At 62.3% G+C, this 20,453-nt stretch carries 18 protein-coding genes; 5 read left to right on the top strand and 13 right to left on the bottom strand.

Annotated features, from left to right (window positions below; all coding sequences use genetic code 11):
• Positions 1–103: 103 nt before the first annotated feature.
• Both FHT75_RS14580 and FHT75_RS14575 read left to right on the top strand, forming a co-directional pair.
• The gene (locus tag FHT75_RS14580) at positions 104–454 is read left to right on the top strand and encodes a MarR family transcriptional regulator (RefSeq protein WP_047617485.1); all 351 of its coding nucleotides are present in this window, start codon (positions 104–106) and stop codon (positions 452–454) included.
• Between the two features lie 11 nt (positions 455–465).
• Positions 466–1,323 (top strand): NlpC/P60 family protein, encoded by an 858-nt coding sequence (locus FHT75_RS14575; protein ID WP_063473508.1) that lies wholly within the window; start codon positions 466–468, stop codon positions 1,321–1,323.
• On the opposite strand, the gene FHT75_RS14570 is transcribed toward FHT75_RS14575, so the two are convergent.
• The 12 genes from FHT75_RS14570 to FHT75_RS14515 all read right to left on the bottom strand — a co-directional run bounded on the left by FHT75_RS14570 (position 1,324) and on the right by FHT75_RS14515 (position 17,160).
• A complete protein-coding gene (locus tag FHT75_RS14570; RefSeq protein ID WP_183844878.1) occupies positions 1,324–2,715 on the bottom strand; it encodes an amidase in 1,392 nt (463 codons plus the stop codon).
• A gap of 36 nt (positions 2,716–2,751) precedes the next feature.
• Positions 2,752–3,615, bottom strand: coding sequence for an ABC transporter permease (locus FHT75_RS14565; RefSeq protein WP_063473506.1), 864 nt, complete (start codon positions 3,613–3,615; stop codon positions 2,752–2,754).
• A 2-nt stretch (positions 3,616–3,617) separates the two neighbouring features.
• Complete coding sequence (locus FHT75_RS14560; RefSeq protein WP_047617492.1) at positions 3,618–4,565, bottom strand: ABC transporter permease; 948 nt, start codon at positions 4,563–4,565, stop codon at positions 3,618–3,620.
• Between the two features lie 393 nt (positions 4,566–4,958).
• Positions 4,959–6,485: an ABC transporter substrate-binding protein gene (locus tag FHT75_RS14555; RefSeq protein ID WP_176707317.1), complete on the bottom strand. Its 1,527-nt coding sequence runs from the start codon at positions 6,483–6,485 to the stop codon at positions 4,959–4,961.
• 148 nt (positions 6,486–6,633) lie between these two features.
• Positions 6,634–7,554, bottom strand: a complete 921-nt coding sequence (locus tag FHT75_RS14550) for a LysR substrate-binding domain-containing protein (protein WP_063473505.1) — start codon at positions 7,552–7,554, stop codon at positions 6,634–6,636.
• A 54-nt stretch (positions 7,555–7,608) separates the two neighbouring features.
• Complete coding sequence (locus FHT75_RS14545; RefSeq protein WP_063473504.1) at positions 7,609–8,604, bottom strand: P1 family peptidase; 996 nt, start codon at positions 8,602–8,604, stop codon at positions 7,609–7,611.
• A gap of 129 nt (positions 8,605–8,733) precedes the next feature.
• The gene (locus FHT75_RS14540; protein ID WP_003544544.1) at positions 8,734–8,928 is read right to left on the bottom strand and encodes a hypothetical protein; all 195 of its coding nucleotides are present in this window, start codon (positions 8,926–8,928) and stop codon (positions 8,734–8,736) included.
• Positions 8,929–9,450: 522 nt separating this feature from the next.
• Positions 9,451–12,378, bottom strand: coding sequence for an aminotransferase (locus FHT75_RS14535; RefSeq protein WP_063473503.1), 2,928 nt, complete (start codon positions 12,376–12,378; stop codon positions 9,451–9,453).
• A gap of 117 nt (positions 12,379–12,495) precedes the next feature.
• Complete coding sequence (purU, locus tag FHT75_RS14530; protein ID WP_183844879.1) at positions 12,496–13,380, bottom strand: formyltetrahydrofolate deformylase; 885 nt, start codon at positions 13,378–13,380, stop codon at positions 12,496–12,498.
• Between the two features lie 262 nt (positions 13,381–13,642).
• Complete coding sequence (locus tag FHT75_RS14525; RefSeq protein ID WP_028757900.1) at positions 13,643–14,659, bottom strand: acyltransferase family protein; 1,017 nt, start codon at positions 14,657–14,659, stop codon at positions 13,643–13,645.
• Between the two features lie 168 nt (positions 14,660–14,827).
• The gene (locus FHT75_RS14520) at positions 14,828–16,108 is read right to left on the bottom strand and encodes a hypothetical protein (RefSeq protein ID WP_063474854.1); all 1,281 of its coding nucleotides are present in this window, start codon (positions 16,106–16,108) and stop codon (positions 14,828–14,830) included.
• Between the two features lie 2 nt (positions 16,109–16,110).
• The gene (locus FHT75_RS14515) at positions 16,111–17,160 is read right to left on the bottom strand and encodes a glycoside hydrolase family 5 protein (RefSeq protein WP_063474853.1); all 1,050 of its coding nucleotides are present in this window, start codon (positions 17,158–17,160) and stop codon (positions 16,111–16,113) included.
• Between the two features lie 135 nt (positions 17,161–17,295).
• Between FHT75_RS14515 and FHT75_RS14510 the strand changes: the two genes are divergently transcribed.
• Together FHT75_RS14510 and FHT75_RS14505 are read left to right on the top strand one after the other, a co-directional pair.
• Positions 17,296–18,909 carry a GumC family protein gene (locus FHT75_RS14510; RefSeq protein WP_028757898.1) on the top strand — a complete coding sequence of 538 codons (1,614 nt, stop codon included), beginning with the start codon at positions 17,296–17,298 and terminating at the stop codon, positions 18,907–18,909.
• Between the two features lie 57 nt (positions 18,910–18,966).
• On the top strand, positions 18,967–19,296 hold the full coding sequence (locus FHT75_RS14505) for a hypothetical protein (RefSeq protein ID WP_028757897.1): 330 nt from the start codon (positions 18,967–18,969) through the stop codon (positions 19,294–19,296).
• A 36-nt stretch (positions 19,297–19,332) separates the two neighbouring features.
• Here FHT75_RS14505 and FHT75_RS36260 read toward each other — a convergent pair whose 3' ends face one another.
• Complete coding sequence (locus FHT75_RS36260; RefSeq protein ID WP_254960412.1) at positions 19,333–19,464, bottom strand: hypothetical protein; 132 nt, start codon at positions 19,462–19,464, stop codon at positions 19,333–19,335.
• A 193-nt stretch (positions 19,465–19,657) separates the two neighbouring features.
• Between FHT75_RS36260 and FHT75_RS14495 the strand changes: the two genes are divergently transcribed.
• Positions 19,658–19,954: a DUF982 domain-containing protein gene (locus FHT75_RS14495; RefSeq protein WP_028756405.1), complete on the top strand. Its 297-nt coding sequence runs from the start codon at positions 19,658–19,660 to the stop codon at positions 19,952–19,954.
• The last annotated feature ends 499 nt before the right edge of the window (positions 19,955–20,453 follow it).

Raw genomic sequence — 20,453 nt, 5'->3', positions numbered from 1 at the left:
AAATTTTATTCACCTTGCCATGCGGCAGTTCCCGGCCGCCCTTGCATGTGTATGGCAACTGCCGGAAAATGGAACGTTAGCGTAACGATCTTCCGGAGGGGCCGTGCCGATCGAACTGACCGCCTCGCAGGCGCTGGGGCTCTGGCATGGCGTGGCGCTCGATCAGGTCCGCCACGACGACCGCGATTTGACGTTGCGCCAAATGGCGATCCTGCTGCATATTTATCTGGTGCCGCCGCCGCACACGGTGCGCGGGCTTGCCGCCACGCTTGAGGTCACCAAGCCGGTCATCACCCGCGCCTTGGATACGATGGGCGAGATGGGTCTGGTCGATCGCGTGCGCGACGATGCCGACCGGCGCAACGTGATCATCAAGCGCACCGTCGGCGGCGCGCTTTATCTGGAAAAGCTCGGCGATCTCGTGCGGGATCAGGGCCGCCGGCTGCCGCTCTGAAAGGAATGCCAATGACGATGCTCGACCGCCGCCTGCATGCCTACAGGCCGGATCTCGCGGAAGCGGGGCTTGAAGGCAAGGTAGAGGCTTTGCGCTTCGTGGAAGGTGCGGCGGCGCGCGTCGCCGTTCCGGTGGCAGCGTTGCGGCCCGCACCGGATCTTGCGCGCGGCATCGATACCGAGCTGCTCCTCGGCGAAGAGGTGACGGTTTTCGATCGCGCCGACGGCTGGTGCTGGGTGAAAGCCGCCTCGGACGGCTATGTCGGTTATATCGAGGCAGACGCGCTCGTGGAAGGCAGGCCGGCGCCGACCCATATCGTCACCGTGCAGCGCAGCTTCCTCTATCCGGAACCGGAACTGCGCAAGCCCCACCAGGCCATCCTGTCGATGGGAAGCCGCGTTCACGTCGCCGGCGAGGCGGAAGCGCGCGGCAATCGCTATGTCGTGCTCGAGGACGGGACGGCGATCTTCGCCAAGCATGTCCAGCCGATCGGCGCGCTCGACGGCGCCGATTATGTCGGCATCGCAGCCCGTTTCCTGGAAACGCCCTATCTCTGGGGCGGACGGTCCGGCCTCGGCATCGATTGCTCCGGTCTCGTCCAGCTGGCGATGCTGATGACAGGCAGAGCCGCACCGCGCGATACCGACATGCAGGCGGCGGGCCTCGGCGAGCCGATCGACCGCTCCGACATCCGCCGCGGCGACCTGGTATTCTGGAAGGGCCATGTCGCCCTCTTCGAGGATCCGGAAACCATCCTCCACGCCAACGGCCATAGCATGACGGTGGCGCGCGAGAATTTCGAGGCTGCCGTCGAACGCATCGGCTGGCTCTACGAACAGCCGACCGGTTATCGCCGGCCGATCAGCTGATCAGATATCCGGCGGCTGCGGCCAGGATCTCACGCCGCCCGTCCAGTCCTCGAAGGCTTTCGATAGTCTCAGCACCAGCATGTCGTCGAAGCGCGGCCCGACGATCTGCAGGCCGATCGGCATGCCCGAGCGAGAGAAACCGCAATTGATCGAGGCGGCCGGCTGCTCCGACATGTTCCACGGCACCGTGAAAGCGATATGCTCGAAGGGCAGGGCCGGATCATTGGTCGGCGATGCCCATTCGGCCGGATAGGAGATGATCGGATTGGTCGGCGAAAGCAGGGCGTCGATCTCGGTGAACAGCCGTCCGCAGCTCTTGCGCATTTCGATCGTCTGGTTGAACCCCTTGACCGCATCGACGCCGCGGATGTCGGCGCCGCCCTTCGCCCAATCCCTGATATAGGGCAGGATGCTGTCGCGGCGTTCTTCGTCGAGATCGGCGATATCGCCCCAAAGCCGGGACCGCCAGAAATTGTCGAGCCCATCCAGCATCGCGCGTGTCAGCACCGGCTGGACTGATACAATGGTCGCGCCGGCCTTCTCGAAGCATCTCGCCGCCGCTTCGACCGAGACCCTGATCTCGTCCTCCACCGCAAGCCCGCAGCCGGCATCGAGCATCAACCCGATCGTCATGCCCGACATGTCGATGTCAAGATCCATCCAGTTGAAATCGTTCGGCGGCAGGCTGGTGCCGTCGCGCCAGTCCGGCCGCGACAGCGTTGCCATCGAAAAGGCCGCATCCTCGACCGTGCGCGCCATCGGCCCGACGCAGCGCCCGACATAATAGGGATCGGCCGGAATGCGCCCATGGCTCGGCTTGAAGCCGAAGATGCCGGTCCAGCCGGCGGGAAGGCGCACTGAGCCGCCGATATCGGTGCCGATATGCAGCGGCCCGTAGCCGGCCGCTGCGGCCGCTGCGGCCCCGGCGCTCGATCCGCCGGGATTCTGTGTAGTGTCCCAGGGATTGCGGCTGAGAGGATGAAAGCTCGAAAGCCCGGAGGACAGCATGCCGTAATCCGGGCAGGTGGTCTTGGCGAAGATCACTGCGCCATCTTCCCGCAGCCGGGCGGCGGCCGGCGCATCGGCGTCAGCCGGTATCAGTTCCATCGCCTTCGTGCCGAGCGGCACCGGTTGGCCCTTGGTGGCGATCAACTCTTTCAGCGTCACCGGGATGCCGTCGAGGGCGCCAAGCATTTCGCCCTTCGACCAGCGCTCGGTCGAAGCTTTCGCCTGCGCGCGCGCCGATTCCGGATCGTAGAGGTAGAGTGCCGAAATCGAAGGCTCCCAAGCGGCGATATGGTCTTCCAGGGCGAGCCAATAATCGAGGGGAGAGAGGCTCTTATCGGCGAAGCGCTGCCTGAGTTCGCGGATGGTAAGGTCGGTTTCGGTCATGGCATGGTCTTTCGGGCTTTTCGTCTTGGGAGGACATCAGCGGCTCGCCTCGCGCGGGTCGAGCAAATCACGCAAACCGTCGCCGAGCATGTTGAAGCCGAAGACGGTGAGCGCGATGGCAAGACCGGGCAGGATCGCCAGCCAGGGGGCGAGCGCCAGATAGGTTTGTGCATCGGCAAGCATACGGCCCCAGGTCGGCGCCGGCGGCGCCATGCCGAGACCGAGGAAGCTGAGACCCGCTTCGGTCAGGATCGCCAGCCCCAGCTGGATGGCGCCATGGACGATGATCTGGCTCATGATATTCGGCAGCACATGGCGCAGCGAAATGGTCAGGCGCGTATTGCCGATCGCGCGCGCCGCCGTCACATAGTCGCGGCTCCAGGCCTGTAGCGAGGTCGCAAGCGTCACCCGGGCAAAGACCGGGATCATGAAGACGGCGATCGCGGTGATTGCGGTGAACCGTCCCGGCCCGAGAAAGGCGCCGAGCACCATGGCCGACAGGATCGGCGGCAGGGCAAAGATGACGTCGCAGATCCGCATCAGCAGCGCTTCGAACGGACCGCGGATCGCCGCCGCCGAAACGCCGGCGATCGAACCCAGCGTCCCGCCGATCATAACCGCGGTAATGGCGATCGACAGTGAATTCCAGCAGCCTGCCATCAGCATCGACAGCACGTCGCGGCCGAACTGGTCGGTGCCGAGCAGGCCGAAGGCAAGCGGCGGCTGCAGTTTGTGGATGATCTGCATTTTCGCCGGCGGCAGCGGCGTCCACACAAGCGACAACAGCGCCACGGCAACCAGCAGGCCGATGATGACAGCCCCTGAAATCAGGTTCATTCGCCGGCTAAGTCTAAAGGTCCGGCCGCCGCTGGTGATGGCGGTGGATACGATCGGTGCCATCGTCAGGCCGCCTTTCTCATCCTGGGATCAATCGCCAGATAGGAGAGATCGACGACGAAGTTCATCACGATGACGAGGCCTGCGAAGAACAGCACGACATCCTGCATGACGATGATGTCGCGCTGGGAAAGCGCCTGCAGGGCGAGCCGACCGAGGCCGGGCAGGTTGAAGACGTTTTCCACCAGCACCGCGCCGGCAACGAGAAAGGTGAATTGCAGCCCGATCATGGTGAGGATCGGGATCAGCGCGTTCGGCACGATATGACGCCACAGCACCGCACGACGAGAGAGCCCTTTCGCCACGGCGGTGCGGGCAAAATCCTCATGCATGGTGTCGAGCACAGCTGAGCGCGCCACCCGCGTCAGCACGCCCGCCTGTGGCATCGCCAGCGCGACGGCGGGCATAACGAGCGCCTGCAATGCCTGTAGGATACCGGCGCTCCAGCCGGGGAAGCCGCCGGCCGGCATCAGCCCGAGCATCGTCGAAAACAGGATGATCAGGAGCAGCGCCACCCAGAAGGCGGGCACGGCGATGCTGATCTGCGAAAACAATGTTGCGATGATATCGAAGAGACCGCCGCGGCGCGAAGCGGCCAGCACGCCGAGCGGCAAGGCAATCGCCACCGAAAGCGCGATCGCCATCAGCGCCAGCGGCAGCGTCACCGTTAGCCGCTCGAGAATCAAACCCGCGACCGGCACGCCATAGGTGAGGGAATTGCCGAGATTGCCGGAGATCACGCCGGTCAGCCACTGCCCGTAACGCAGCAGCAGCGGTTGGTCGAGCCCGAGATCGTGGCGCAGTGCCGCAAGCGTTTCAGGCGTTGCCGAGGTGCCAAGCATAATCGAGGCGGGATCGCCGGGCAGAAGGTCCATGACTGCGAAGATCAGCAGCGAGACGACGACGAGCGTGACGAGGAGACCGGCGAAGCGGCGGGCGAGGAGGGTGATCATATCGGATCGAGCACCGCGGCAATCGAACGCGGCACGCCCCCTCCGCCCTCACGCGGAGCCCCCGACGCGCCGGCGGCGAGTTTGGCGAGAACGCCAACTCCACTCGTCATCCCAGGCCTTGAGCCTGGGATCCATGCCACTGCTGTTGATGGATGTGGTGTGGATGCTCGGGTCAAGCCCGAGCAAGACGGAGTTTGGAGTTGGCGGGAGGAGCCAATCAGGGCGCAGATCCCCGTGTCAGAAATGCCATCCACCAGCGAAACCAGACAATCCCGGCCCAGATTGACCTCACTTGGCGAGGGAGGGAGAGAGCTGCGCGCCATATCGACCAAATGTATGTCGGATCTCTCCAAGGCCTTCACCTCATCACATCCCGCCCCTAACCTACCGCTCTCACTCGTCCCAGGACACGCCCGAGAGTACGTTGGAGGGGATCGGCTCGTTCTCCCACAGCCCTTTCAGCTTTTTGTCCCAGACGCCGAGTTTCGGCATGACGAAGAGATAGAGCGCCGGCACGTCCTCGGCGAGGATCTTCTGCGCCTCGCCGTAGATCGCATTCTGCGCGGCGGGATCGGTCGTCTCCTGCACCTTCTTCATCAGCGCGTTGAAGGCAGGGTTCTTATAATTGAAATAATAGGGATCGCGGGCATAGATGTCGATGTCGAGCGGTTCGGCATGGGCGACGATCGTCATGTCGAAGTTGCGGTCCTTCATGATGTCCTGGACCCATTTCGCCGGAAATTCCGTCGGTTCGATATTCATCGTCACGCCGATCTCGGCAAACATCGCCTGCATCACCTGGGCGCTGCGCGGCGCATAGGCCATCTGCGGGGATTTGATCGTGAAGGTGAAACCGTTGGGATAGCCGGCTTCGGCGAGCAGCGCCTTCGCTTTCGCGACGTCATAGGGCAGCACATTGGTCATGTCCTGATAGCCCGGATCGTTCGGCGTGTAGTGGCTGCCGATCGGCGTGCCGAGGCCGGACCATGCGCCGTCGATCACCGTCTTGCGGTCGATCGCCATCATCAGCGCCTGGCGCACGCGTTTGTCGTCGAACGGCTTCTTGGCATTGTTCATGCCGGCAACGACCTTCAGCTCAGTATTGCCGATCCTGGTAACGAGCCTCGCATCGCCGTCGAAGGAGCTCATCAGCTCGGGCGCGGCAAATTCCGGAAATGCGTCGAGATCGCCGGATTTCAGCGCAGCCGCCTGCGCCTGCGGATCGGCGATGAAGCGGAAGGTCACCTTGTCGAGCTTGGCGGCCGCATCCTTGTTCCAGTAATCGGTATTCCTGGCGAGTTCGACCTTGTCGCCCTTCGCCCAGCTTGCGAATTTGAAGGGACCGGTGCCGATCGGCGTCGTCTTGTCGTCGGCCGCCGTCTTCGGGGCGACCATTACCGAGGCCGGCCAGCCGAGCCAGTAGATCAGGCTGCCGGTCGGCGCCGAGAGATGCAGCACCAGCGTTTCGGCATCGGGCGTATCGATCGAGGCGATCGAAGCGAAGAAGCGCTTTTGCGGATTGACCGAATCCGCGCCGCGGGCGCGGTCGAGCGAAAACTTGGCGCTCGCGGCATCGAAGGCCTCGCCGTCATGGAATTTGACGCCGGTCTGCAGCTTGAACGTATAGGTCAGGCCATCGGCAGAAATCTCCCAGCTTTTCGCCAGCTGCGGCTGGACCTTGCCGGCTTGGTCGATCGTCACCAGCCCCTCGAATACGTTCTGCCAGGTTACCTGACCGATCGCGACGGGTGCGGCGATCGTCGGATCGAGGCCGGTCGGCTCGACGCTCATGCCGAGATTGAGGGCGGTCTTCGCCGCTTCCGCCGGCGCCGTCGCCGTCATCACGAGGCCTGCCGAAAGCGCAGCACCGAGGGAAAGCCGCCTGATGAAACGCGAAGGCGCAAACGAAAGCTTGATCATCATGTCCCCTGTCTGGCCATGCTCGGTGGCGAAGGCCTTTTGCGAATAAAGTGGCATTATGCCAGTGCACACACAATGACGATTTTGTGTGCTCAGTGTAGCCGAAAAAGCTACACCTGAAATTCGCGGGCAATGCAAGCTTGGAGCGTCAGTCTTTCGTCTCGCCTCGGCGGTTCGTGCGCTCCCGCATGAACCTTTCGATGAAGTCGAGCAGTTTCGTCGCGGCAAAGGACAGCTGCCGGTCCGGCGCGACACAGAGATCGACATGGGTGCGGATGCCGGTTTTGCCGGCAAGCGGAATGGCGAGAAGCTGACCCGCTTCGATCTCGCGACGGACGGTGAGCGCCGGCAGCAGCGTCGCCGCAGCCCCGCTGAGCACGAGTTCCTTCAGCATTTCGAGCGAGCTGGTGACGAAGACGGGATCGAGGCTCAACCCCTCCTTCTCGAACAGCGCGTCGAAAGCCTGGCGGAAACCGAAGGATTGGTCGGGCAGCGCCAGCGCATGATCGGCGAGCTCCCGCACCGCGATCTCGGTATGCGCGGCGGCCGGATGCTGCGGCGTGACGATGAGATCATAGGCGATCTCGGAGCGCAGCCGCACCTTGGTGCCGGACATGGGAGGTGCAAACAGCGTCACCGCAATATCCGCCTCGGCGCTGTTGACGGCATCGACGGCCTGCCGCGCACTGGTGATCGTCACGGTAAAACGCAGCTTCGGATATTTCAGGCTGAATTCGGCAAGCGCCGGCGCCAGCAGATTGGCGACGGTGGCGCCATTGGCATAGATGCTGACACGGCCGCGCTGCAGGCCCTTCAGGTCTTCGATCAGCTGCTGCACGTGATCGAGTTCGCGCAGCGTCCGGCCGGCGCGGGCGGCAAGCAGCTCGCCGGCGGCCGTCAGCTTGACACCGCGGGCGCTGCGCTCGACGAGCGGCGCGCCGAAGTGATATTCGAGGTTCTCGATCTGCCGGCTGATCGCCGTCGGCGCGACATTGAGGTTCTCGGCCGCCTGGCGCATGGAATTGGTCCTGACCAGCTCGTCGAAATACATCAGCGCCCGGATCTGCATTCACGTCTCTCCGCCATTCGGCATATTCGGTCTGCCGGTTCGGACCCTATTCGATCAATGACCATTCGGATAGCGGTCGCACCAAGCCTTTTGCGCGCCTTCGACCGGCAGTGCGGTCGCCGCGTAGACGCCACGGGCGATCGCCCGCGCCATGACGATAGTGGCGAGATGGCAAAGCTCCATCAGGCTCGCCATGTCGTCTCTTCGATGCCTGGCCGTCGATGCGGCAAAGACGGTGTCGCCGTCGAGCGGCAGGTGCGCCGGCAGCAGTGCCCGGGCAAAACCGTCATGGCCGGCAAGCGAAAGCCGATGCGCCTCGGCCTTGGTCAGCTGCGCGTCGGTCACGACAACGCCGATCGTCGTCGCGGTCGTGTTCATGCCCTTGAGCCGCATCCGGTGGTCGGCCACCGCAGGCATGCCGAGCCCGCCGAATTCGCCGTCCTTTTCGAAAGGTGCGGCCCAGAAATGTGGACCGTCGCCGATCGTTGCCGAGCCGAGCGCGTTGACCGCGACAACAGCTGCAACGCGGTGTCCGGCGCTGCTGACGGCGCTGGCCGAGCCGAGCCCACCTTTGAAGGTGGCGGTCGTCGCCCCCGTGCCGGCCCCTGTCGTGCCGAGCGCGAAGGCGCCTTTGGCCGCTGCCTTCAATGCCGCATAGCCCATGTCGCGATAGGGCGAGTGGAGCCCCCAATCCTTGTCGCCGCCGTTCAGCAGATCCATCAGGATTGCCTGCGGCACGATCGGTATGCGCACCGACCCGACGGCAAATCCGCGGCCGAGTTCGCGCAGGCCCGCCTGCACGCCGCCGGCCGCATCCAGCCCGAAAGCCGAGCCGCCGGAGAGCACGAAGGCATCTACGGCATTGACGGTCATCGACGGATCGAGCAGGCCGGTGTCGCGCCCGCCAGGCGCCCCGCCGAGCACGGTACCGGAGGCGACGGCCGGTTCGTCGAAGACGATGACGGTGACGCCGGAACCGAGCGCAAGGTCGGTCGCGTGGCCGACGGAAACGCCTTCGATGTCGGTGATGAGGTTGAGAAGATCGGGCAAGGGCGGATCCTTATGCAGAAAGGCCGCCGATAGGACTGCAATTGCCCTCAAAAAACAAGACCGGCCCCATTTGGCGGGACCGGTCGGACATCGGGAAAAGCCGTGAATGTCAATCGTGGCCTCATGCCCTCAGGCATGAAGCGGCTTCGGATGACGGCGGGTCATCAGGTCATGAATGGCCAGCCGCACCTCGTCGGGCGAGCCGAAACGCTGCTCGTCGAGGTCGTGGACATGAAATTTCACGGCGATGAACTTCAGCCGGTCTTCATCGGGAATGACGATCCCGACGGGAACGCCTGCATATTCGATAACTTGCTTCTTCATAGATAGAACTCCTGCCGCGCGACATGCGCAGCCATGGCGAATTGACTTGTCTGGTACCGTTGAAAGGAGGACGAACGTCACATTCGACAGCTCGGGCGGGAGAGGGCGCCCGGACGGTCATTGCCAAGCACAAATCGCCCAGGCAGATCGGCGAGAATATCGATGTCTATCATGTCTCGTTCCTTGCGTTGGCGTTGCACTTGAGTGGTCCCGGAAGAGCCCGGGGCCGGTGATGGCTGTCTTCAATAATCCACTAACTTGGTAGAGATTACCCGATAGCCTGTCAGAAACATATTCCGAAACGTGTCAAAATATCGACGATCCGAATAAATTCATTCCGTCGTAACCCGAACTTACAGAAAGAAACATATCAGCTCTTCGTAAAATTCGCATGACAGAATCAGAGTTTGATCGATCACCGCGGCAGACATAGGAAGCCTTGCCGTATCAGGCAATGGCCCATTTCATTAAAAATCGAAACGCCTCGAAATGACCGATTTGGTTAACGCCGGAAGCGCTGTGTCACCAGCCTTCGGCGAGCACCTTCTCCAGCATGTCGGCGAAGAAATCCGCGCTTTCGATGGCGAGGCAGAGCGGCGGTTTGATCTTCAGCACATTCTGGTGATCGCCGGTCGGCTGCATGATGACGCCGAGTTCGAGAAGCCGGTCGCAGATGGCAGCGGTCTCTTCCATCGCCGGCTCCAGCGTCGTTCTGTCGCGGACGAATTCGAGGCCGAGATAGAGCCCCATGCCGTGCACGGCGCCCGCGATCGGATGGCGGTCGATCAGCGCGGCGAGCCGCGCCTTCAGATGATCGCCGACCGTCCTGGCGTTTTCCTGCAGTTTTTCCTCGGCCATGATGTCGAGCACCGTCATGCCGGCGACGCAGCTGACGGGGCTGCCGCCGGTGGAGGAAAAGAACGCGCCTTCTTTCTCCAGCGATTGGGCGATCTCCCGCGTGGTAATGACGGCGCCGAGCGGATGGCCGTTGCCCATGCCCTTGGCGATGGTGATGATGTCGGGCACGACCCCTTGCTGCTCGAAGCCCCAGAAATAATGCCCCAGCCTGGAATAACCGACCTGCACCTCGTCGGCGATGCAGACGCCGCCGCGGGCGCGTACCTGCGCATAGATGTCCCTGAGATAACCGTCCGGCAGCGGAATACCGCCGGCATTGCCGTAGACCGATTCGCAGATGAAGCCCGCAAGCCCGTCGCCGCTGGCGTCGATCGCCTCCAGCACCGGGGTTACGGCGCTGAGATAGTGCGCTGCCGTATCGGCACCGCGGAATGCGCCGCGATAGATATTCGGCGACACCACGGCATGCACCCAGTCCGGCCGAGTGGTGAGAGCCTGCGGGTTGTCGGCGATCGAGGTGGAGACGGCATCGCTCGCTGCCGACCAGCCATGATAGGCTTCGAGCAGGCACAGCATATTGCGCGCGCCGCTATGGGCTTGCGCCAGCCGAAGCGCCAGATCGTTCGCCTCCGAACCGCTGTTGACCAGGAAGACCGCGTCGAGTCCATCCGGCGAAAGGGCGGCGAGGCGTTCGGAAAATTCCGTGATCGCGGCATAGTGAAAGCGGGAATTGGTGTTGAGCCGCAGCCATTGCGCGCTGATCGCCGCCGCGAACTTGGGATGGCCATGGCCGAGAATGGTGACGTTGTTGACCATGTCGAGATAGGCGCGGCCCTCGACATCGAACAGGTGTTCCCGCCAGCCGCGCTCGATCTGCGGCGGTGCCGCGTAATAATTCTTCTGCGGCCTTGCGAGATGCGCCTGCCGCCTGGCGCGCAGTCCTGCAGTATCAGGTTTCGGCGCATCCGCTCCGGGGCTGAGAAGGAGTGACGGCGAAGGGCAGAGCACCGACCAAGCCGCCGCCTCGCGCGGTGTGGCAAAGAGCGGCGGTTCGAGACCGGCGACACTGCAAAACTGGACACGCAGCCCGCCGAGCGACGAAGCCTCTCCGAAAACCGTGCCGAGCGGATCACCGCCGGCAACCTCGGCGCCATCCTCGACCGAGAGGTCAAGCCCATCGAGATGCAAGGTGATGCTGTCGCCGGCGAGCGTCAGATGCTGGTCCTTCCAGCCGATCCGGCCGGCAAAGGGGGCCGCAACCGCGCTGCCTGCAGCAAGGCAGATATCGATATGCAGCGCGCAGGTCGCTTGTTCCTTCGCATTTCCCAGGCTCGCGCGGGAAAGCCGATATTCGCCGTAGCGCGTTGCCGCCGTGCCGTTTTCGGTCGCGGCGCGGGCAAGCAGCCGCCAGTCCATGTCGGCATTCAACCAGTTGCCGGCGGAAAAATGCGGGCTGCGCACTCCAAGATCGACATAGGCGATCTCGGCGGGATCGATGTCGGGCAGCAACGGCAGCCATCCCGATGCTTCCGGGGCGGCGACGTCGAGGCCGGCCGCTTTGAGGATTGCCGCTTCCATGAGTTCGAAGGGAACGGACATCGCCGCATCGAAGATCGCCCACTCGTGCGCGAGATTGCCGCGGACATAGTCATTATCGGGATCGACCGAAATCTGCTGCTCGCCGCTGGCGACGAGAATGACGGCGCGTGCGACGACTAATGGCCAGAGCGCCTTCAGCTCCTCCTCGGTCAGCGGATAGATCGCCTGATAGGCGGTGACGGCGGGCAGGACATGAAAAGGGTCGCCATCCGTCTGATGCAGCAGCGAAGCGCAGGTGACGGCGAGGTCGCCGACCAGCCAGCCGCGGATGATGTCGCCGAAATCGATCACCCCGTCAGGGACTATGTGACCACGGGTATTGCGGTGACCGACGACATTGTCGCCGGTGACGTCGTGATGCACGGCCTGCAGCCGGAGCGATGGCGCCAACGGCTGGATGCGACGAATGGCCATCACCATGGTCTTGGCGATCCGGTCGCGCGCCGCACTGTCGGTGATCGCAGACAGCAGCTGCACCGCGACCGGTCCGGCGCGCCGGAGATCCCATTGCAGGCTGCGGTCGAGACCGGGATGGTTGAAATCGGCAAGCGCCTGGGCCAGCCTCGCGCAGAGCGCACCAAGTGCTGCGACCGAAGCCGGCGCCAGATAGGTCAGCTCCGTCAGCCCCTGGCCTTCCAGGTATTCGAGCAGCCGCACCTGGTAGCCCTGCCCGCGCACGGTCAGGACGACGATCTCCCGCCCGTCATTCGTGGAGATCACGTTCGGAACGCGCGGCGCATCTTGCCTGCTTTTGAGATGATGGATCGCCGCGTTCTGCGCTTCGAGCTCGCGGGTCTCGTAGGCAGCATGGCAGATCTTCAGGACGTAGCGACCGCGATCGCTATCGACGCGGTAATTCCGATCCTGCTGGCTGCCGAGTTCGGTCAGCGTGCCGGACAGGCTGTAATGGGCAAGAAGGATCTCTTCCGCATCCGCAACGGTAACGTCGGGACGCGGCAGCGCCATGCGGTCAACCAGCACCTCGTCGGTCATGACACCCCCTCCCGCAGCATGATTCGATTACCTCACGCGATAATCAAATACTTGCTGCTGGCAGGCAACGGGAGATTGTCGTTTGCCAGCAGAAGAGATGTAGCTCTTTGCCCGCGCTCAACCCATGCGTTCGGAGGCGTAGCTTCCGGGGCTTGCCGGGAAGACCACGGTGCGGTTGCCGTTGATGAAGGTGCGGTGATGGATATGGGCGTGGATGGCGCGCGCCAGCACCTGACTTTCGACGTCGCGGCCGATCGAGACATAATCGTCGGGCGACTGCGCATGGGTGATGCGCGCCGTGTCCTGCTCGATGATCGGGCCTTCGTCGAGATCGGCGGTGACGTAATGCGCCGTCGCCCCGATCAGCTTGACGCCGCGGCCATAGGCCTGCTTGTAGGGATTGGCGCCCTTGAAGCTCGGCAGGAAGGAATGATGGATGTTGATGATCCGGCCGGACATCTTCTGGCACATCTCGTCCGACAGGATCTGCATGTAGCGGGCGAGCACGATCAGTTCGGTGCCGGTCTGCTCGGCCACCTCCATGATCCGGGCCTCGGCCTGCACCTTGTTGGCCTTGGTGACCGGGATATGGTGGAAGGGGATGTCGTGGTTGACCACGACCTTCTGGTAGTCGAAATGGTTGGAGACGACGCCGACGATGTCGATCGGCAGCGCGCCGATCTTCCAGCGGTAGAGCAGGTCGTTGAGACAATGGCCGAAGCGCGACACCATCAGCAGCACCTTCATGCGCTTCTCGCTGTCGTGAAACTCGTAATCCATCTCGAAGGGCGCGGCGACGGCTGTAAAACCGGCGTCGATATCGGCCCCCGAAAGCCCTTCTTCCGAAATGAAGCTGACGCGCATGAAGAACTTGCCGGTATCGAGATCGTCGAACTGCGAGCTGTCGATGATGTTGCAGCCCCTCTCCGCCAGATAGCTCGAAATCGCCGCAACGATGCCGCGCGTCGATTTGCAGGATACCGTCAATACATAGTTTCTCATGTCTCTCCCTCTTCCTTCTTCAAGGCCGCAGCCGTGCTTAGATCAAAGCCTGTGCCGCGAATAGGCCGGCGCGCTTTCATTCCTGCGACAAATTGCAAGAGAAACCATCACGCTTCTGCAAGTTCTCTCATTGCCAAGTCTGAAGCTTAGGAGAAGTTGCGCAAAAAACTGTACCGTCAGCGCCGCTTGGATGCGTATTCTCGCCTTCGGTACGGAAACAGCGCTAAAGCGCGGCAAACGAATCTGACAGAATCGATGCGCGTTAGGCCGGCGGGCGGCTCGCCACGGCCGCTTTCCGGCGCGGCGTGGTGATTTCATGGATGATCGCGCCGCCGATCGACGAGAGCACCAATGAGAGGATCACGAAGAGCACCGGCTGCTGCAGGATGCCGATCGGCAGGCGATCTGCTGCCACCCTCAAGAAGGCGAGCGTGAAGGCGTGGGTGATATAGATGCTGTAGGAGCAGTCGCCGAGATAGTTCAGCCATCCCAGGACCGGCAGCCTGGAAAAATCGATGGAGACGGCGCCGTAAATGATGAAGATCGCCGGGATTCCCCAGGCATAGAACCGGCTTTCCGGCTGCATCAGCGCCTCGTTGATGAAGAGAAACGCAAAGCCCATGGCGAGTGCCGCCCAAGCCCAGCGGTTCGGCAGAAGCATCTTCTGCCCATAGAGCCAGGCGAGCACGACACCGGCGAGAAATTCCAGGATGATCGGCTCGCCGTAGAACCGGGTCACCGTCGATTCCGGCAGCAGCCGGCAGGCCACCAGAATGACGGTAAAGACGGCAAACATCGCCGGGATGCGGCGGACTTCCGAAAGCGGCAGCAGCAGCGCGAACACGAAATAGAAGAACATCTCGTAATTCAGCGTCCAGCCCGGAACGACGACTGGAGTGATCGTGCTGGGATCGGCGGGATTGCTCCATGGCAGGAAGAACAGTGAGGCGACGAGGTGCGGCAGGTCGAACACCGTCGATTTCAGCAATGACGGGGCCACCAGCGCCACCGCGGCCGAAAACAATGTCGCCAGCCAGTAGAGCGGCACGATCCTTCTGATGCGCCGGCGGGCGAAATCGATCGGGCTCATTGCGCGACCGCTCGTCGTCAGCCACATCACGAAACCACTTAAAACGAAGAAGATATCGACGCCGGTTTCGCCATAGATGAAGGCGGTGGCGTCGACGGCCGGATTGACCTTGGCGAGCTGCAATATCGCATGGAAATAGACCACCATCAGCGCCGCGATGGCGCGCAGATATTGAAGCTGGACAAGCATCGAGCGTCTTGCTCCCTAGCATGATGCCGAAAAGTGTGGGCGGTTTTCGGACGACATCATGCTCTATTTCTTTGATTTAGAACAGGATTCAGATTTTAGGCCAATCCGGCCTAAAATCATCCTGTTCTAGGGCTCGCGCGGGCGCCGGTCTCAGCCGCGCCGCTGCGGTCAACTCAATACATTTGTCGGACGACCCTGCCGGATGCGCGGGTTGTCGTGGAAACGCATATATCCGACGACGAACCACAGGAGACCGGCGATCTTCATCGAAAAGACTGCGGTTCCCCCGATCATCATATTCAGAAAAATGAAAAGAGAAAGTGAATGGGCGCAGCGCCGCTGCGCCGCCGTGCGTCCGGCGGGAAAGAGGCAGACGAACAGCCACAGGGCGATGACGCCGAAGATCGTCGCGGCATAGATCAGGTAGACATAACCGCTATCGGCGAACTCGGCGACCCGGTCGACCGAAAGTCCGAGGATGGCGAGCGGATCGAGTTCCATGATCTTCTTCATCGTCAGGTTGATGCGGCCGGTGAAATTGTCGCCGGTCGCGTTGGGTTTCAGCACGTAGACGAGGAAGCCCGCGGCGACGATCAGCGGCATCAGCGCCAGATTGAAATTCTTCGGGATCTTCGGAAAGACGAAATAGCCGACGATGCAGGCAAAGCAGAAGATCAGCATCGTGCGCGTGTCGTTCGTCACCAGGATCAGGACTGCCGTGCTGATCATCAGCAACCGGTCCCAGCGGCCAAGCCTCTCCCACATCGAAATCAGGTAGACCGCGATCACCCCGCAGAAATTGGCCAGCGACACCTGTTCGAGGAAGATCGAGGAGGAACGATGGTCAATGATGCCGAAGGAGAAGCGTTCGGGAAAGCCGAGCGCATTCTGGAAAAGGCCTGTCGTGTTGTAGCTCAGCGGCAGCAGCCCGCGCGTATTGGCGAAATAGTCGGACGGATGGACGATGCTGACATAGAACGGCACGCTGACGATCTCGAAAATCAGGAAAATCATGACGACGAGGCTTGCCCAGCGAAAGACGAGCTTCATCGTCCTTTCGTTGCTCCAGCCGCCGAGCCCGGTGAAGCAGAAGATGATCAGCACGTTGCGGAAATGATCGATGAACAGCATGCGGTTGAGGACGCTGACATAGATGGTCACCACGAGCGTGAACAGCAGGAACAGGAAGGCTGGCAGGTCGGTTTCGTAGATCCCCTTGTGCAGGATGTAGATGATGGCGCTCGCCATGATCAGGCCTTCGCTGGCAGCGACATGCGTCAACGACAGCGGCATGATGTTGTGGTTGATGAAGGCGAGAATGCCGTTGTAGAGCACCGAGAGCAGGCCGAGCCAGAGCACCAGGTAATCGGTGCGCGACGCCGCCCCGGCAGCATCGAGCCGGTTGCCGGCGGCAGTAAAAGGCGCTGCCTTCTGGTCGACGACCGCCATGGTCAATTCCCCACAGGCTTGACGGCGGAACAAGTGCCGGCATCGGCTTTTGCCGATTGGGCGAGAAGCCGCATCTGCGGCCGCGCGGGGCCCTTTCGCGGCTGGACGTTGAACGGCTCGTTCGCGGGCCACCAATCGCCCGCCGCCCAATAGGACCAGCCGAGCCAGACGTCGCCATTACCTGTCATGGTGGCATAGATTTCGGTCAGCCCGCTCATGCAGTCCTTGTCGGCGGAGGCGCCGAATTCGCCGAGAAAGCCGCGTTTGTGGTTCCGCTTCAGCCAGGCGGTGACCCCGGCGATCGCCTCGACTGCGGCATCGGCACCTTCGCAGGTCGGATGGGTTCCGGAGGAATCGGCGTCGAGATACTGGTGGACCTCATAGGCGTAGAAATCCAGCGGATCGCGCACGCCGAGCATCACAGTGCCGTTGGCGCCGCCGATCACGTCCTTCTCCCAGCTTGCCGCGCCGCTCCATGCAGTGCCGGGCACCAGGATGAGGTTGCGCGCGCCGACCGCGCGGATACTGCGGATCGCGGCATTGGCCGCATCCAGCCAGTCCGTCGCCTTGATGTCGTGCGGTTCGTTCATCAGGCCGAAGACAATGCCCTCCTGATTGGCGAATTCGACGGCGAGCCTTGCCCAGAAGTCACCGAAGGCGGCATCCGTTGCCGGCGCCGTGCCGACCTGGGTCTTGTCGTAATAACCGAAATTATGCGGGTCGAGCAGAACGGCCATGCCGCGCTTGCGGATCAGGCCGATCGTGCCTTTGATCCGCTGGAGCTCGTCCTCGTCGAGCCGCCCGCCGAGTGCGGGCTGCAGCCGTTCCCAGCGGAAGGGCAGCCGGATGATCGTCATGCCCTTTTCGGCGAAATAGCCGATCGTCTCTTCACTGGGATAGGTGTAGTTGGTGCCGTAGGTACCGCCGCGCTCGCCATATTCACCGCCGGAAAGATTGACGCCGCGGTAGCAGGGCGCCCCGGCCGCAAGGGCCGGCGACGGGACGAGAGCCGCCGCAAGCAGCAGCGCTGTCAGATGTCGTGTCGTCCTCATGGCATCCTCGCAATCGCGGAAAATCGCAACGTCGGCGTCGCTCCAGATTATTTTAACGGTCCGTTAGCTAAGAATTTCTAAAGTCTCGGCACCTCGGCTTCAGTCTTTCACGCTGGGCGGGACACGAGTGCGCGTATGAACCAGTATGACAGGAACAGGGTAAGCCGGCTCCCTGGCTGGCGCAGTTATGAGCCGCCTCAGACTGCGCCGGAAGGCGTACGCATGCGCAGTCCTGTCGTCCGCCCGGATGATTACGCCCGTCCGGCGCCTGAACCGACCCCACCCCCTTTCGTGCCACCGGCAAGCATGGCGGAAAGCCGTCAATATGAGCGTCCGGCGCCTCCGCCTCCGCCGGCAAGAGAGCCCGTCGTCGACGCGCCGTCGAACGCAGCCTCCGCACCTGCCGCACCGCTTCTCGACCTCCGCTCCAGCATCGCCGCGATCTGGAGCCGGCGGCTGGTCGTGCTGGGTCTGGCGCTGCTCGGCGCGGCTGCCGGCGCTGTGGTGGCACCACGGATCGCTCAGAAATTCACCGCCGTCAGCAGCCTCTATTTCGATCCGCGCCAGATCGGCCTTGCCGATGCCGGCGCGCAATCCTCCGGACCCTCGCCGGAAATGATCTCGACTCTGATCGACAGCCAGGTGCAGATCCTGACCTCGGGCAATGTGCTGCGCCGCGTCGTCGAGACGATGAAGCTCGACCAGGATCCGGAATTCACCGGCGGCCGCACCGATGGCGCCGCCGTGATCGGCGCCCTGCAGAAAGCACTTGTGATCACCCGCCAGGCCAGCACCTATGTCGTCACGCTTGCCGCCACGACGAATGATCCGGAAAAATCCGCAAGGCTTGCCAACCAGGTCGTCACCGCCTTCACCGAGGAGGAGAACAACGCCTCGAACGGCATTTACGAAAACACCTCCTCGACGCTCGACGGACGCCTCGACGATCTGCGCCAGAAGGTGCTGGAAGCCGAGCAGGCCGTCGAAACCTTCCGCGCCGACAACGACATGGCTGCGACCGAGGGCAATCTGATTTCCGATCAGCGGCTCGTCTCGTTGAACACGATGCTGGTGACGGCACAGGAAAAGACCATCCAGGCGAAAGCGCGCGCCGATGCCGTCGCCAATCTCCGCGTCGAGGACATCGTCGCCGGCAACCAGACGGAAGGCGGCGTCACCTCGCCGCTCGTCAGCCTGCGTCAGCAATATGCCACCCAGGCGGCCGCCGTCGGCAGCCTCGAAAGCCAGATGGGCACGCGTCATCCGCGCCTGCAGGCGGCCCGCTCCTCGCTCCAGAGCATATCAGGCGAAATCAAGGGCGAATTGCAGCGGCTCGCCACCTCGGCACGGGGTGAATACGAGCAGGCAAAGGCCGCCGAAGACAGCATCGCCAAGGAACTTGCGGTGCAGAAGGCGCTGCAGGCGAGTACCTCGGACAAGCAGGTGGAATTGAACGAATTGCAGCGCAAGGCGACTGCGGCGCGCGATATCTACGAGACGGTTCTGAAACGCTCCAGCCAGACGAGCGAGGAGCAGAACCTCAGCCAGAGTAACATTCGCGTCATCTCGCCGGCCGAGCCGCCTGTTAAGGCCGATGGTCCGGGGAAGATGATCCTGCTGGTTGCCGGCATCATCGGCGGTTTTCTCGCCGGTTTCGTCGTCGGTGCCGGGTTTGCCATCCTTGCCGGCCTCTTCGGCCATCCCGTCATCAGAAGTTATTTCAGGAAGTCGCCGGCTTCGGCCGCTTGATGACGGTCTTCGGTTTTCCTACATCTGGAGAGCGCCCATAGTCGGCAGGAGAGCTCCGTGCGGCTTTTGATGATTCTGATATCGCTCGTTGCCGTGTCGAGCCTCGCCCCGGCATCCGCCTCTGCCGTCGACTGGACGAAATCCGTCGATTCCGGCGTTCAACCCCTCTATCCCTACAAGGGTCTTCCCGGCGTCAAGGCGCAGCCGGAGAAGAAGGAGGAAGAATCGTATAATTGCCGCACCGAAACCGTTCAGGTCCGCCGCCGTTATGATGAGATCTTCCGTTCGGGCGGCATGCCAACGCTGATGTATGTCTGCGAACGCGACGGCTTCATCTCGATGGACGACAAGGTGCCGCTGCGCGGCCATTATCAGCCAGTGCGCTGAGGGGATCTCCTCGGGCGGCAATGTCGTGCCGTTGTGTCAGATCCGCGTCGACGCAAGATCGATCAGCATCGCCGCCATTCGCTCGATATCGGCCTCGCTCATGTCGTGATAGCTCGACGGGTTGATCGCCCGCTTCGGAATACTCCAGGCGTTGACGTTCTCGGCCAACTCGCGGGTGCTGCCGGGCAGGGCCGAAAGCTCCTTATTAGATGTCCTGGTTGTGAAGCCAAAGGCCGCGAATGCGCGGCCTCTGCCGATGATCCCGGCGACTGGCGCGCAAAACCTCTAAAAACCGCCTCCGCCTCCACTGGCATTCTTCTTGCATTGTTACTAATATTCTAACTCTCAGGGAGAAAATGCCATGCAATGGAACACATCGGCGGATTTTGCGCCTCTTGTTCTCTTTCTCGGCGGCCGGCAAAAGTACAAGATCGTCAGGACGATCCGGGACGCAGCCGAAGTTCTGATGATGGACTGGCCGTTTGAAGATGGAGAGGAATACGTCGTGGCCGTAAAGGCCTGCGCCGATGCCATCACCGGGCAGATCGAGACGGGCGAGCTGAGGGAATTGCTCCTCAGCGCCGCCAGAGAAGCCGGCCTGGGCGTTTTGACCGTTATTCCCGACAGCGGGAAGACGACGCCCCACATGGCCGCCTGAAAAGCCGGAACCACGCCGCCATGCGTTGGTCGAAGCCGCGCTGATGCCTATCCGGATGCCGCTACAGCGAATCGCCCGATAAGGGAAACGGCCCTCGCATCCCTGGTTCGTAGACTGCGCTCTCCGCCGTTCGAGCGTCTCCCGAGTGCCGAAGGTGCATCCTTCCGCTTTACGAAGGGCGCCAAGCAGGCGCAGTTGATCCGAACAGAAGCGACTGATCCCGATAGGACGGTGCTGGATACCGATGGCCGATGGTTGCCGACAGAGGCTGGCGCCTCGCACCAAGAAAAAATCCCACTTCGGATTCCCGAAATTCCCCCGCTTCGGGATTCCGAAATTCGTGGCATTTTCAGCGGTCTCGCCGTGAGAAAATATTCAATAATTTCAATCCGGCAACCAATTTCGGGATTCCGAAGTGCTCTATAGATTATGGTGGGAGTTCCCATGATCGCGGTGCGAATGTCCTGTCGGGCTTGATGATTTCCGACAGATCAAAAGA

Source organism: Rhizobium sp. BK112, assembly GCF_014193215.1.
GTDB classification, from domain to species: domain Bacteria; phylum Pseudomonadota; class Alphaproteobacteria; order Rhizobiales; family Rhizobiaceae; genus Rhizobium; species Rhizobium anhuiense.
The sequence above is the reverse complement of the archived record's forward strand: the minus strand, read 5'-3'. Positions and strand labels throughout refer to the sequence as shown.